Source organism: Paenibacillus anseongensis, assembly GCF_009757995.1.
GTDB lineage: Bacteria > Bacillota > Bacilli > Paenibacillales > NBRC-103111 > Paenibacillus_E > Paenibacillus_E chondroitinus.
Map to the genome: position 1 here is coordinate 253,883 of NZ_WSEM01000034.1, position 14,527 is coordinate 268,409.

Genomic DNA, 14,527 nt, shown 5'->3' on the forward strand with positions numbered 1-14,527 from the left:
TACATCTCCCATTATTTATCAAAAAATCAATTTTGAATTTACGATTTTTTTAAGACTCCGCCATCAATCACATAATCGGAAGCCGTAATCATACTTGCTCGTTCAGAAGCTAAGAAAACAGCAAGATCGGCAACATCATTTGTTTCAGATAATTTCCCTAATAAAATGCCTGCCATTTCAGAAAACTTATCCATTGCTTTCTCTGCTGAAGTTCCAAATTTATTGGCGAACTCATTTGCTAGTCCGTTTTCGTCTGTCCACATGTCTGTTTTAACAGGTCCCGGTGAAATACTGTTAACACGGATTTGTTTAGATCCTAGTTCAGCAGCTAAGAGCTTAGTTAAATTATTTAAAGCAGCTTTTGTTGTCCCATAGATAGGGTATGTTACTTCAGGAAGATAGGCATTTACTGAAGAAACGTTAATAATAGAACCTTGCTTCTGTTTGAGCATGTGCGGAACTACGGCTTGCGTAAACCTAACTACACTGAATAAATTAAGGTTATATAATTCTTCCCAGTCTTCATTCGTTGTATTTATAAAACCTATCCCTTTGCGAGAATCAATGGCGCCGGCATTATTAACCAAAATATCAATTCTACCAAAGGGACTGATCAATTTTGATGAAATTATATCGACATCTTTCGTTGATGCAACATCCATAGGAACATGTACAACATCATATTTATTGGCCAGCTGAGTCAACTCTTCGCTAAGCGTACGGCTCACGGCTACGACCTTGGCACCTTCTTCAACAAATCTCTTGACTATTGCGAGCCCGATTCCTTTACTCGCTCCTGTTACCACAGCAACTTTATCTCTTAAATTAAGTTCCATGATTCATTAGCTCCTTCGATTAATCTCTATCTTGACTTCATCAATGCCTGATAAAGTTAACTGAATTGTAAATCACAACCTAAGCAAAGTGTGGCTTTCATTTAATGAAAGAAGCTATTTAAAATCTTTTAGAGAAATCAATTACTATTGTGCTACTACATCCACTAGTCGATTCTAACAACTGATTCATCAAATCAAGCTTATGCTTCCGAGCCACAAGAGTCATTATGAGTCAAAAGTTAGTTTTATAAAAGTACTTACTTTGTAGTTACATAGTAAGTACAAAGTGACATTCGAGTCATAGTGCATTAAACGAAGGTTATGGAATGATATGTAATATCTCTGATTATGGAGCATTCCGACTTGTATTTGTTCAATAAAGTCCAGATCGAGAGTACCGCTCTATTTTCTTCAACAACTTTGATGAAATGAATGAACTTACGATAAACGGCAGAAAATAAAGATAGCCTGATATTTCAATATTTTTTTTCTAAGGAGCGACTTTTGATGAACCAAAATGAATTGCAGCAAACACGTATTGATTCGGCAGTCAATTACTTCCGATATGTTGAAGAAGGTGATCCACACTTAATGGCACTTTTTAAAGATAATGCTACAATTTATTTCCCGAAGGTAGGTATGGTGCACGGCAAGGATGAAATTGGCCTTCTTGCTCAAGGATTCGGGGCTTTAGACATCGCCCATATGGAACACGACATAAAGAACTTTAATATAATGCCAAGCGGTAATTATGTAGTAATTGAGGGACAAGTAAAAGGCACCACAACTTCCGGCGAAGCTTTTCCAAGTAACGCGTATTCGCATGGTCGCTTCTGTAACGTTTTTGAATTTGACGGTGACCTCATTAAAAGGGTACATGTACACCAAGATCCTGATTTCACTGGTTCGGATGCTCCAAGAGTAGAGTGGGCGAAAAAGGTGCAAGAATCCATTGCAAAGCATAGAAATTCTCACTCACTAAGTGCTAACTGAATACCACGATCCTTTGTGCAAATATCTGGAGTAGTAATGACAAAAAAACCCGTTAAGCCTCTGCTTAACGGGTTTTTTATGTCAAACATATATACTGTCTGTAATTACAATGCTTTATCGCACGCCAATGCTTCCTTAATTTTATCAGGATCAAAAAATTCAAAAGATTGACTGCCTATGATGATGAAAGGTGTCGCAATTCCGCCTTTTCTAAGCATTTCGTTGAAATTGCTCTGATTAAATGTGACATCCAATTGTTTATAATGGATTCCTAATTGTTCGAAATAGGAAATTGCTTCATGGCACGCAGAGCAATGATCACTTTTGAATATGGTTACATTTGTCATACATACCACCTCCGTCATCACTAACACAAATTCTGAAATCTCTTTTAATGCTTGTATTTGGTACAACCTAATCTTAGCAAATTGACACAGTACTTTCTGTAAATTACATTACACTAAAGATTTTTGTTACGCCCTACTCATCATTTAATATTATGTACCTCTTAAAGGTTCCTTACTGCGCTTCCGGATCATTGCAAATACTGCTAATAATATCGGAAAGATAATACAGGGAAGTAGTGATGAAATAGGAAAAATTTTATCTCCATATGTAAAGTGATCAGACGTTCGAATAAAGCTTCTACTGGCATGTGCAAAAAATAGCAAACCAACCACAAAAACAAAAGGTTTCTTTTTCTTAATTTTAAAAACATTCCCTAATATAAGAGTAAATACATACTGCAAAACAATGGAATATATTAATGTAAGAACCGTCCATAATCCAATAAGAATGACCTCAATTCTTTCCAAATATTCACCGAATTTCACCAATTGTAATGTTGAAAAAAATGGAAAGGTTGATGTTTTCACATAATTTAACCCTAATGAACCAAGAGTCAAATACGTAATAATTAGCATATACAGCCCTGACATAATAATCGCAACCACAGAGCTTGAAAATAATTTTTGGGGTTGTTCAACTCTTGACATTAAAAAACCAAATGTAATTAATTCAGAAAATGTAAACGTAAATAAGTGCAAACTCTGCACAATGATTTCGGAAAATTTACTTTGAAATGGAGGAAGGAATGGGTTGGTTTGAATCTCAGGAAAGACAAATAGGCAAGTGGCAAGAAACCCAATTAAAAAGAACGGTAAAACAACGAAATTAGTTCGTACTAATGTACCAAGTCCTATGTACACGCCATATGTAGAACAAATAACACAAGTCAATATCATAATATTCGCATTTGTATTGGGCAACAAAATCGTCGTATAGAACATTGACAACGCTCGAAAACCACCAGAAGCGTTCTCAATATTATTGAGTAGATAGATGCAAAGCATGGCTTTACCGACCCATTTTCCCATTAAATGATTACAAATTTCAGCCAAACTTTTTTGTGGAAACTGACGTTGAACATAACAAATGAGCGACAAAACACCAATTCCCATAAAAATATTCACAACATTAGCGATCCAAACGTCTTGTTGTAATACTTTTGCTTCCGATAGGAATAATCCTTCGAATCCAGTTATAAAACCGAATATTAGAAAACTGAACTGTATATGCGATATCTTTTCTAAGCCTGCCATTTAGATCCCACCTGTTTATTTGCTATTGGTTGAAATAATCGGATATTGGTGAATACAATGCATAGTATACACTTTCTACTGTTGGCCATTTTTCTCCAATATGTGGAGTAAAATAACCCGTGATCAAACAACACAAGACCAATATCAATATGGCATCAGATGTATATGACTTTTTGAGTAAATGTACAAATAACACGATTCCATAACAGAGAGAACCGACCATAAAAACACCATTTACCATTAATCTTTTCCTCCGATGGATGTAGTCATACCAGCTCTTTCTATTTTGACTGAGACATGAGTCTGAATTGGCATTGTAGGATATATATTCTCCCAATCCTTTTGAATAACTTTCCATTCGTTAGGATAATGCTGTATCAACACATCCGAAAATCCAATAATATCCACTTTCAAATCTTTTTGAAAATAACTTAAGGTAGTTTTTATAACTTTTTCAATATGCTCAGCAGCGGCTTTCTCCATCTGATTTATGTTTGCTGAATCTAAAACTTTTGTATCCTGATTCACACTTTCTACAGCTGCATCTAATTTCATATTTATTCTGATTACTGGATTGCCGTTGCTAAACTCACTGTGAATTTCTGAATTCGACACATGAAATACAGAAGTAAAATCGAGGCCAGATTTCGATTCAATATTTTCAGGAAATTCAAGATTTCTCCATATTTTTTTATTGGTTAAGATGTTGACCACCAAGACATCGTTTCCATTCAACCAACTAACCAATTTTTCTTTGTAGATTACTGCCCCCCCACTCAATAAAGGAACGTCTCTGTTTTTAGATTCGGACGGTTTCAAAATTAAACTGGCTGCAACAAATCCCCGATAAGGATTCGAGAATAAGTTAACAAAATCTTTTAAAAGGATTGGAGCACTCTGTCCGAGTAGCTTATTATTCCGAATTTGACCTAATAAATCATTCGAAACCATGTCTCCAGATTCGGGTTTTAGTTTTAATTTGTCTGAAGCTAGACCCTTCGTAATGATCGGGAAAGATGTAATTCGGAACTCACGTTTCCTTGTTAAATAATCTACTACTTCGTATAACGAATACCGTGCGGCATCCTCACCAACGATAAAAAATTTATTGTGCTGATATATCGCATTTTTACCGGCATGAGATCGCATTTTTTTACCTGCTTCTAATAGCGTACTTCCCGTTTCACTTGAGATTTTTTGAGTAAATGATCCCGCTTTTTCTTGACTCGAGTTTGCCGGCAAAACGCAATATGATGTAAATGTATATTCTTTGGATTTAATATTGTAATCGAGGGCTACTGCTGTATCTATGGCAATATCTCCGATTTCGTTAGCATCCCTCGAGCAGCCTCCCATTAAAACTACAACAATACATAAAAGTATAAACTTTTCAATATCCCTCATATTAATCCCAATCTTTCGTAGGCAAATAATTGATTGAACGCTTTGAAGAATCTACCAATCGCGCTTCTTGTCGAGAAGTTGCTTTTCTGAACTTAACTGGAAATAGAATAATTTCTTTCAAAGCTTTCTTCCAACCATCCGAACCAAGTGGATCAAGAAAAAGAACGCCACAAGATCTTAAGGAACATAAGTGGTACACGATTAGAAACAGGCCCACAGATACGCCGAACACACCTAGATTGGCAGCAAGAACCATTAGTGGAAATCGTAATATTCGCAACGAAATACCTGTGCTAAAGGATGGTATAGTAAAGGATGCTATGCCTGTCATAGCAACAACAATCACCATTGGACGAGACACAATACCTGATTGTACGGCAGCTTCTCCAATAATAAGAGCACCAACGATGCTTACTGATTGCCCAACAACCCGTGGTAACCGTAAGCTCGCTTCCCTTAATATCTCAAAAGATAATTCCATAATGATTGCTTCAATAAAAGTAGGAAAAGGTATTCCTGCTTTTGCCGTAAGAAAAGTCATCATCAGTGGTGTTGGAATCATCTCCAAATGAAACGTTGTTAATGCTATGTACAGAGAAGGCCCCATCAAAGAAACAAACAATGTAATCAATCGTATGGCACGGATAAAATTAGCGAAGTAAAATCGTTCATACAGATCTTCCGAGGGATGAAGCATTTCAAAAAATGTACTAGGTGCAATTAGAGCGTTTGGTGACCCATCCATCATAATTACGATCTTCCCTCGATTTACTGCTGTAATGACACGATCGGGTCTTTCGGTATCTAGAATCTGTGGAAATGGTGAAAACGTACTATCCTGGATCAATTCTTCAATTTGCGTAATATCTACTAGTGTATTGATTTCGATTGCATCAATTCTCCGCATCATCTCATCCAGAACTCTGCTATCGACAACATTCGCGAGGTAAAGGATCATCACTTTGGTTTGACTCTCTTGCCCAATATGAACCATTTTCGCTTTCAAATTAGAAGATTTCATCCGTCGAAAAACCATACCTAGATTTATCTGCAAATCATCCGAAAAGGCCTCTCTCGGACCGCGCACGTTAAGTTCAAGCTGAGGCTCACCTATTGGTCTTGTCTCATAGCCTGGTAGACTCATGGCATATCCTTCCGTATGCCCGTCCATAAAAACAACAAAATTGGCATCAGCAACATGTCTGACGACCTCATTCATATCCTTAAGCACTTGCACATCGCCTAGAGAATAAAGAGTTTCAAGAATAGTTTTCTGGGCATGTCCACGATAACTATTCCCAGATAAATCCAAGTTTATTTTACGGACAATTTGTTCATTTAATCTTTTTTCATCCACGAGAATCGTTAAATAAACGATAAATGCTCCACAGTTCAAGTCCGAATGACATAAGTCTCTGATGCTTAATAATTCATTCTCGGCATAACATCGCTGAAGCTGCTCTAAGTTCATAGCCGCAGATGTAGTCAACGGTACTTGGTGCAATTCTCTTCTCCCTCTTCCCATAGGTCTAATGAGCATTGGATATATCTGCATATATAAGTGTTATGTGTATTATTAGCAATAGCACAAAGAACTATGTCACATGTTCATTCACAATCAAAATATTTTTAACTTGTTAATGAAAATACCGCATATTCATTTCATTTAAACGTTCTAAGAAAATGTACATTTATCACTTTTTAGTAACTATATCACAATAAAGTGTGTACTTTATTTATTGTTACTTTTGATACATAATATCAAATATAAGAAACAGATTAATTGAAATTAGGTGGAACAATGATTCAAGTATTTCAAGCTTCTTCCCGGCACCACGCTGACTTTGGATGGTTAAAAAGCAGCCTGAGTTTTTCTTTTGCAGATTACTATGATCCTAATACAACAAGCTTTGGACCAATGCGTGTGTTGAATGATGATCTCGTTTTGGCCCATCGTGGTTTTGGAATGCATCCTCACCAAAACATGGAGATAGTTTCAATTGTTCTCGATGGCCAGTTAGAGCACAAAGACAGCACTGGCCATACGGCTGTGACTAAATTCGGCGGCGTGCAGCGGATGACAGCAGGAACCGGAATTGTGCATTCTGAGATGAATCCAGGAGAAGATACAGTAAATTTCCTTCAACTTTGGTTTGATCCCGAGGAACAAGGTTTAGAGCCTTCATATCAGACTACTGAATATGATCCTCTCCTTATGCGAAATAGATTATTGCCAATTGTTTCAAAAAATTCAAATCCGAATGTATCCTACATTCACCAGGATCTCACCATTTATTTTTCAGATTTAGAAATTGGTAAGTCGTTGAATTTTGAACAACCAGAAGGGCGTCGGATTTTTATATTTATTGTTGAGGGATCGATACAGCTGGATCAAACTCACCTTCTTCAAAAACGAGACACTGCGCGTATAACAAATATGCCTTTGCTCCAACTAACTGCAATAGAACATACTAGATTTTTACTTATTGATCTTCCTTAGTTACCACATTCATCTTGCGTTAAATAAGGCATCAGCTTTAATGTAAAAAGTCCAATGAACTAAAAACTAAGTTCATTGGACTTTTTCAGTTAATAGTTATACAGAATAATATTTCAAAGTAAAGAAGGGAATCTTTAGGAAAGACTTATTATGAAAGGTGTTTTGATTGATGATGGATAAATTATGGTACTTATCTAAAATTCACATTTTTGAGGCACTTCCACCTGAGGATTTAATGGAAATTGATCAAATGACGCCGATGACTCATTTTAGTGCGATACCAAAAGGAACAATTGTACAAACACCTGACTCTAACCGGGATGGCTTATTTTTTATTAAAACTGGGAAACTTCGCGTGTATAAAATAAATTTAGAAGGCAAACAGTACACAGCTGCAATACTTGGAGCAGGTAATATGTTTGGTGAAATCGATGCATTTTCGCTTGGAACACGTGATGGTTATATTGAAACACTGGAGGAAACCTTACTTTGCTCGGTTCACAAAGATCAGTTCGAACAATTTCTACTCCAAAGGCCAGAATTAGTATTGCGCTTTTTGAAGGAGGTTAGTAAGAAACTAAACGAAGCCTCTGAATTGCTGGAAAGACTAGCATTAGGGACTGTACATGAACGTGTACTATATTTGCTGCTACGGCTTTCTAGTCAATTCGGTATCCCTGAGGAGCATTTTGTTAAAATCGATCTCCCTCTAACCCACATGGAATTAGCTCATATGATTGGAGCTACAAGAGAGTCCGTTACTAACTCATTGAACGAGCTTTCCAAACAGGGTATCATCAGATCAGGTAGAAAAAAAATTCTAGTAGATCAAAAGAAAGCTAAAGAAAGTTTGGCACTGGACAACAATTAAAGTGAATGAGGAGCAATTCGCTTAGCGAACACTCCTCAATTTAATTTCTTCTATTCTTAATTTAATGTGTCGAGATATTCGCGCACTTGTGTAGGGGTTTTTGCAAGTTTACTGTGTAAATGACCGATTTTCTGTCCATTTTTAAATACTAATAAGCTAGGAATCCCACGCACATCATTTTCTTCGGCTATTTGTTGAAATGCTTCAGCATCAATTGCATAGAAATCCTTATCCGTTTGCTCTTCAATAATATCCCCAATAAAACGATCCATATTTTTACAGTCAGGGCACCACGTTGTATCAAATTTCATAACTGTAAAAGCATCTCTTGCAATAAGTTCTTGATACTGATCTTTTGTTTGTATTCTATTCATGTTTATATTCTCCTCATTTATGTTATTTAATTAATTGAAATAAATCATTTAGAGATTCACTCATCGTGGGATGAGTGAAGATGTGATCTCTTAAATACGTGTAGGGTTGACCTGTTTCCATGGCTATCTGAACAATATTAATCATTTCATGTGATTCTGAACAAAACAATGAACAGCCGAGTATCCTGTCTGTTTTGGCATCAACAATTACTTTTAACAACCCGTCCGTTTCTTCCGTCAACTTTGCACGTGGTATTGCTGCGGCAGGCATTGTGGCCAATTTTATTTCGTATCCCTTAGCAAGTGCCTGATCTTCGCTTAACCCCACACGGGATAAAGGAGGGTCAATAAATACGGAATATGGCACATAAAGCCGGTCTTCCGTTGTTCTTTGCTTTGAGCCATACAAGTTGTCTAATATAATACGTTGATCGTCCAACGAAATGTAGGTGAATTGAAATCCGCCAACTACATCCCCCATGGCATAAATATGAGGTATTGTCGTTTGTAATCGCTCGTCAACCTTGATAGCTCCTCGATCAGTAACAGCTATGCCTGCCTTTTGAAGCTGCAAACCTTCCGTATTTGGCTTTCTTCCAGCGGCGATTAAAACAGCATCTGCATAAAGTTCATGAATGTTATTGTCCTGATCACGGTATGTCACAACCACTCCATGCTCTACGTCACGAATAGATTGGATTTCAGTACCCAACTTAAAGTCGATTCCTCTTTTCTCAAGAGTTGATTGAACCATATTCGCAATGTCTCGATCTTCCCTTGAGAGAAACTCACTATGCTTATCCAAAACCACAATTTCTGAACCAAAATTCGCATAGATCGATGAAAATTCCAATCCGATGTAGCCTGCTCCAAGAACAACCATCTTTTTAGGCAGATTAGTTAATTCCATTAGGGATGTACTTGTGTACACATGTTTACTACTAGAAGCCCCTTCAATAGCAGGGATTATGGTTGAAGCTCCTGTATTTATATAAATCTGCTCACCATAAATCGATGTAAGTTCTTCGCTACTTTGAATTGCTATTTCATGTGATGATTCAAATTTTGCCTTCCCCGTATAAATCGTTACCTTATCAAGATTGTCAAGGTTATCGTAATTCTTTTGACGAAGGCCAGTTACCAAGGTTGTTTTTTTGTCTATAGCTAGTCGATAGACTGCGGATTTATCATCAAAATCCTTGAAATTCATGAGTTGTGACTGCTTAGAATAATGAACTAATGCTTTTGTTGGAATACAACCGATATTAATGCATGTACCTCCATACATGAGTTCTGATTGTTCAATGATGGCTACTTTCTGACCTTTCTTAGCTAAGGCAGCAGCCAGTGTTTTACCACCTTTTCCGAATCCGATAATAACGGCATCATAGTGTATCATTTCACACATCCTGTCTTTTAAACATTCTCATGCTAATGTTAATAGAGTTAGACATGGGTTCTAACCTCATTTTGCCCTTAACGTACTTCCCCATTCTCCTTTAGGCTCTAGCCAACTAACCATTCTGTCCTCGATCAACTCACCAAGGGTACCTTCATACTCCTTCCGATAAGGTTTCGTAAATTCTTCCTGCAACCAACTTTCCCTTGTTCCCTCCCATATCTCATAGATGACTAAATCATTTGGTTGATCCAAATCATCAGATAGTATAGCGCTAATGAATGCTTTCTCTACAGACATAACTTGGATCAACGAAGATAACTGGGTACGGAATTCCTCTTTTTTTCCTGGTTTAGTTTTAAAACGAATATTCAATACGACTTGTTGCTTATCTAGTGACATTATCGATTTCTCCTCGTTCTATTTGTAATTGTTTTATTTCTTTATCAGCATACTTCTAAATGAGAGATCCTTCTGTAATCTAATTCACATATCCTTTTTAAAAAAGAGGCTGTTGGATTACCAACAGCCTCTTAGGTTATTTCATTAATAAAAATATCGTTATCATCTATTTTGAACTCATTTTTTCGGCAGCTTCTTTTGCTGTCCATGAGCCACTACTTAGCAATCCAAAATTAAGCTTCCCAGCATTATAGGCATCCATGCCTGGAGCAGCCGTTGCATCATGAATGACAGCAACTTCAAACCCTTGTTCAACAAGTTCTCGCATATGAGAATCGACACAAATATTAGAGTTCATTCCAGCGAGAAGGACTTTACTAAACCCTCTTTTACGTAATTGTAAAACGAGATCCGTTGATTCTGGTCCAAAGATTTTATGTGGACTTGTAATAATTGTCTTCCCATCTTCAATATAAGGTTTATAGAGTTCATAAAAATCTGCTTGTGATGATTGTGGTACTTCAGTTTGTGGGCTAGTTACGTCAAACAATTTTAGATCGTGCATCATTTTTTCACCGACACTCAATATCTCCCACTTATGGTCATGAGGATAATAATAATGTGGTGAAATAAATACTTGATAATTTTGTTGCTTTGCTGTCTTAAATATTAGTTCCAAATTTTCAATCATGTTGACTTCCTTAATAACATTTTTCGTTAATTCATAGCCCGAACCAGAAGGACTTAAGAATGCATTTTGAGGGTCAGTGACAACAATCGCAGTTGTTTGTTGGTTAATTTCCATGGCTTACTCCTTCAAATAGATTTAACAAGTATCTCCTATCGCTGTATACTCATTGATTTTTTGCATTAAAACCGCTTTACTCTGAACGCCAACAAAGGTTTCTAATTTGTAACCATCTTTAAAAATCATTAAAGTAGGAATACTTTTCACATCATACTCTGATGCAATGTCAGATTCCGCATCTATATCCACTTTAGCAATTGTAGCCTCACTCTTCAGTTCCTTAGCAATTTCTTCTACAATAGGCAACTGTATCTTACAAGGACCACACCAAGTTGCATAAAAATCTACAAGTGTCACTCCATGTTCAATTTGCTTATGAAAGCTATCCTTTGTTAACGAAATAACATCCATTATTATAACCTCCTAGTGTTTGATAAATTCATCATAAAACTAATATAAATACTTCTCTAATCCCTTTTTACACAAGCGTTTTACTCCAATCATGAACCATAGAACCTTCAAGGAACTTCTCGCAATCCAAAGCTGCCATACAACCACTTCCAGCTGCAGTAATGGCTTGTCTATATTTCTTGTCTTGCACATCGCCACAGGCAAACACACCCGGAATGTTAGTTTCAGAAGACCCTGGTTTTACGATCAAATAACCAATATCATCCGTATCTAACTGGCCGTCAAGGAATTTTGTGTTAGGTGTATGTCCTATCGTAACAAAAATGCCTTCTGTTTCGATAATCTCTTCTTCAGACGTGATATTATTGAGAACTTTTAACCCAGTTACCCCGCGCTCCCCTGATAGCACCTCCAAGGGGGTATTATTCAAGCTCCATGTGATTTTGGGGTTTTGACGAGCACGGTCTTGCATAATTTTTGATGCACGTAATTCCTCGCGTCGATGAACGATTCGTACCTCTGATGCAAATTTAGTTAAGAAATGCGCTTCTTCCATTGCGGAGTCTCCGCCACCAACAACAATAATCTTTTTGTTACGGAAAAAGAACCCATCACAAGTTGCACAAGTACTAATACCTCGTCCCACATTTTCTTTTTCACCCGATATGCCAAGGTATTTCGCAGAGGCACCTGTTGATATAATGATGGAGTTTGCTACGAGTTCTTCTCCTCCTTCAAGCGTTAATTTAAATGGTCGGTCGGATAAATTCACTTTATTAACCCATCCTGAACGAAATTTTGCGCCGAATCGTTCCGCTTGTTTTCGCATATTTTCTATCAACTCTGGTCCCATCATTCCTTCTGGAAAACCCGGAAAATTCTCTACCTCCGTAGTGGTAGTTAATTGTCCACCTGGTTCAGGACCTTCAATAATAATTGGTTCTAAATTTGCACGAGCTAAATATATTGCAGCGGTAAGTCCAGCGGGCCCAGTACCGATAATGATTGCTTGATTCATTTGATTTCCTCCTTAATTGCTGGAACAACTCATATTGTTTAGCAATATGTTATTTGTTATTTTTCCGCCATCCTACTCGATTATGCGGATAAGATGTATACTCCATAAAAAAAGAAACCCGCGATTTAGTACGGATTCCTCTTTTTTTAAGTTCTCGTAGATAGGGCATTTCTACTGAAAATATATTAACCTAGCTTAATACCGATCGAAGCATTATCTTCTGGTGTGCCGAGCCAATACCCATAAGCTATCGCAACTTCAACAAAATGTTGTAATACCTCTAATGAAGGAGGTCCTGGTGGCACGGTGTCAACAGGGCGGCCAATTTCATTGAAAAATTCCCCCATTTTTACTGTCGATACGACTAACAATGTTACTGTCTCGTTAGAGGAATTCCTCCAGGCATGCTTTACATCTCCTGGAATATCAACGGTCTCACCAGCTTTTACTGTTTTCCAGCTGTCTTCCGTGAATGCTTCAAGTTCCCCTGTGAGAACCACAAACGTTTCACGATCATCATGACTGTGAACAGGAACGATAACTCCTGCTGGAACTTCAGCCTTCATGAGGGAATAATCCTTATTTTCTATTAAATCCGTTACGAGTTGAATACGTGGTCCCATGACATCTAATACTTTTGACATAATATATTATGCCTCCTAATTTATAATGTTTTCAATGTTTGCAGCAATCTCTTGCAACGACAGCAGCTATACGATGAACCGGATTTATTAAGTCTTTCAACTCAATTGCAACCCGTTTTCACTCCTCCTTAACTACTACCCTAGTATAAGGCTATCCAATTATTTATTCTGTAATCTATCTTACACAAGTCCGATGTGCTCAATTACAGAATGAATTCAGAAAAGGTTGAGAATATTAAATTGCAGATATTAATAAATAAGGACTCATAAAATAATAGTAAAGTAGGTAGAATTTATGAGTAATATGATCATATATGGACTGACATTATTTTTGTTAGTTCTCTCCTATTGGAAAGACAAAGGAAAGACCAAACGTTCTTTAATGAAAGCATGGAAGTCTTTCGAAAATATTTTGCCTCAATTACTTGGAATCATATTTATCATGGGCATTTTACTATCAATCCTTCATCCAGAAACAATCAGTCATTACATCGGCTCATCTAGCGGTTTTATTGGTATACTGATATCCGCAATTGCAGGTTCTATTGTTATCATCCCTGGTTTTGTTGCTTTTCCTATGGTTGCCCTGTTATTACAGAAAGGGGCAGGGGTCATGCAAGCAGCAGCATTAGTGTCTACCCTTTTGACAGTGGGTATCGTCACTGCACCTTTGGAGACGAAATATTTCGGAAAAAGATTAACACTTTCTCGAAATATCGTGGCATTTCTGTTCTCTCTCCTTGTGGCTTTGATCATTGGCTGGGTGGTGGGCGCATGAGAAGAATAATTAAACGATACAGGTTTCCGTTATTGACTATCATAGTTTTAATTCTTTTGTATTTCTATAAGGAGACTGTCGGTTTGAATGCTATAAAAGTTTCCACATCAAGTCTGAAAGCAATGATGCTTGTCATCCCGCCCATCTTTGTCTTAATGGGACTTTTGGATACTTGGGTACCAAAGGAAATCATGGTGAAGTACATGGGAGAAACATCAGGCTGGAAGGGGATCTTTCTAGCTTTTCTTATTGGTTCTGTTGCTGCTGGTCCGCTCTATGCATCTTTTCCGGTAGCTGCAGCTTTCATGAAAAAAGGTGTCAAGTTCAGGAATATTATGATTCTCATCGGTGCTTGGTCCTCAACGAAAATACCGATGTTGCTCTTCGAAATGTCATCTTTAGGATCAACCTTTGCTTTAACCCGGCTTTTAATCAACGTTCCAGGCATCATTCTGACTGCATTCTTGCTAGAAGCTATGACATCGCAAGAACAAAAAGCTGATCTGTACCAAAAAGCTGAACGACTATAAATTCTCTCAAAAAACTGC

The 14,527-nt window shown here is 37.2% G+C and carries 17 protein-coding genes; 5 read left to right on the plus strand and 12 right to left on the minus strand.

The genetic code is table 11. The features are described from left to right. Positions 1 to 38: 38 nt before the first annotated feature. Entirely contained in the window at positions 39 to 836 is a 798-nt protein-coding gene (locus GON05_RS32295) for an SDR family NAD(P)-dependent oxidoreductase (RefSeq protein WP_157325258.1), read from the minus strand. 507 nt (positions 837 to 1,343) lie between these two features. Between GON05_RS32295 and GON05_RS32300 the strand changes: the two genes are divergently transcribed. Then, entirely contained in the window at positions 1,344 to 1,829 is a 486-nt protein-coding gene (locus GON05_RS32300) for a nuclear transport factor 2 family protein (RefSeq protein WP_157325259.1), read from the plus strand. A gap of 104 nt (positions 1,830 to 1,933) precedes the next feature. On the opposite strand, the gene GON05_RS32305 is transcribed toward GON05_RS32300, so the two are convergent. From GON05_RS32305 to GON05_RS32320, 4 genes are all read right to left on the minus strand, one after another. After that, positions 1,934 to 2,176: a glutaredoxin family protein gene (locus GON05_RS32305; RefSeq protein WP_157325261.1), complete on the minus strand. Its 243-nt coding sequence runs from the start codon at positions 2,174 to 2,176 to the stop codon at positions 1,934 to 1,936. A gap of 150 nt (positions 2,177 to 2,326) precedes the next feature. After that, positions 2,327 to 3,430 carry a GerAB/ArcD/ProY family transporter gene (locus GON05_RS32310; RefSeq protein WP_157325263.1) on the minus strand — a complete coding sequence of 368 codons (1,104 nt, stop codon included), beginning with the start codon at positions 3,428 to 3,430 and terminating at the stop codon, positions 2,327 to 2,329. 240 nt (positions 3,431 to 3,670) lie between these two features. Beyond that, positions 3,671 to 4,834: a Ger(x)C family spore germination protein gene (locus GON05_RS32315; protein ID WP_157325265.1), complete on the minus strand. Its 1,164-nt coding sequence runs from the start codon at positions 4,832 to 4,834 to the stop codon at positions 3,671 to 3,673. Position 4,835: 1 nt separating this feature from the next. Beyond that, positions 4,836 to 6,305 (minus strand): spore germination protein, encoded by a 1,470-nt coding sequence (locus GON05_RS32320; protein ID WP_221435292.1) that lies wholly within the window; start codon positions 6,303 to 6,305, stop codon positions 4,836 to 4,838. 330 nt (positions 6,306 to 6,635) lie between these two features. Here GON05_RS32320 and GON05_RS32325 point away from each other — a divergent pair, with 330 nt between their 5' ends. Both GON05_RS32325 and GON05_RS32330 read left to right on the plus strand, forming a co-directional pair. Further along, positions 6,636 to 7,334, plus strand: coding sequence for a pirin family protein (locus tag GON05_RS32325; protein ID WP_157325269.1), 699 nt, complete (start codon positions 6,636 to 6,638; stop codon positions 7,332 to 7,334). A 169-nt stretch (positions 7,335 to 7,503) separates the two neighbouring features. After that, complete coding sequence (locus GON05_RS32330) at positions 7,504 to 8,205, plus strand: Crp/Fnr family transcriptional regulator (protein WP_157325271.1); 702 nt, start codon at positions 7,504 to 7,506, stop codon at positions 8,203 to 8,205. 56 nt (positions 8,206 to 8,261) lie between these two features. Here GON05_RS32330 and GON05_RS32335 read toward each other — a convergent pair whose 3' ends face one another. The 7 genes from GON05_RS32335 to GON05_RS32365 all read right to left on the minus strand — a co-directional run bounded on the left by GON05_RS32335 (position 8,262) and on the right by GON05_RS32365 (position 13,201). Next, entirely contained in the window at positions 8,262 to 8,579 is a 318-nt protein-coding gene (locus tag GON05_RS32335) for a thioredoxin family protein (protein WP_157325273.1), read from the minus strand. Positions 8,580 to 8,601: 22 nt separating this feature from the next. Next, a complete protein-coding gene (locus GON05_RS32340; protein WP_157325275.1) occupies positions 8,602 to 9,978 on the minus strand; it encodes an FAD-dependent oxidoreductase in 1,377 nt (458 codons plus the stop codon). A 66-nt stretch (positions 9,979 to 10,044) separates the two neighbouring features. Further along, positions 10,045 to 10,380, minus strand: coding sequence for a putative quinol monooxygenase (locus GON05_RS32345; RefSeq protein ID WP_157325277.1), 336 nt, complete (start codon positions 10,378 to 10,380; stop codon positions 10,045 to 10,047). 166 nt (positions 10,381 to 10,546) lie between these two features. Continuing rightward, positions 10,547 to 11,185, minus strand: a complete 639-nt coding sequence (locus tag GON05_RS32350; RefSeq protein ID WP_157325279.1) for a cysteine hydrolase family protein — start codon at positions 11,183 to 11,185, stop codon at positions 10,547 to 10,549. A gap of 21 nt (positions 11,186 to 11,206) precedes the next feature. After that, positions 11,207 to 11,539 (minus strand): thioredoxin, encoded by a 333-nt coding sequence (gene trxA / locus GON05_RS32355; RefSeq protein ID WP_157325281.1) that lies wholly within the window; start codon positions 11,537 to 11,539, stop codon positions 11,207 to 11,209. Between the two features lie 67 nt (positions 11,540 to 11,606). Continuing rightward, positions 11,607 to 12,557: a thioredoxin-disulfide reductase gene (gene trxB / locus GON05_RS32360; protein WP_157325283.1), complete on the minus strand. Its 951-nt coding sequence runs from the start codon at positions 12,555 to 12,557 to the stop codon at positions 11,607 to 11,609. Between the two features lie 185 nt (positions 12,558 to 12,742). Further along, positions 12,743 to 13,201, minus strand: coding sequence for a cupin domain-containing protein (locus tag GON05_RS32365; protein WP_157325285.1), 459 nt, complete (start codon positions 13,199 to 13,201; stop codon positions 12,743 to 12,745). A 295-nt stretch (positions 13,202 to 13,496) separates the two neighbouring features. Here GON05_RS32365 and GON05_RS32370 point away from each other — a divergent pair, with 295 nt between their 5' ends. Together GON05_RS32370 and GON05_RS32375 are read left to right on the plus strand one after the other, a co-directional pair. Further along, positions 13,497 to 13,979: a permease gene (locus tag GON05_RS32370; protein ID WP_157325287.1), complete on the plus strand. Its 483-nt coding sequence runs from the start codon at positions 13,497 to 13,499 to the stop codon at positions 13,977 to 13,979. Positions 13,980 to 14,062: 83 nt separating this feature from the next. Beyond that, a complete protein-coding gene (locus tag GON05_RS32375; protein ID WP_220138850.1) occupies positions 14,063 to 14,509 on the plus strand; it encodes a permease in 447 nt (148 codons plus the stop codon). Positions 14,510 to 14,527: the final 18 nt, after the last annotated feature.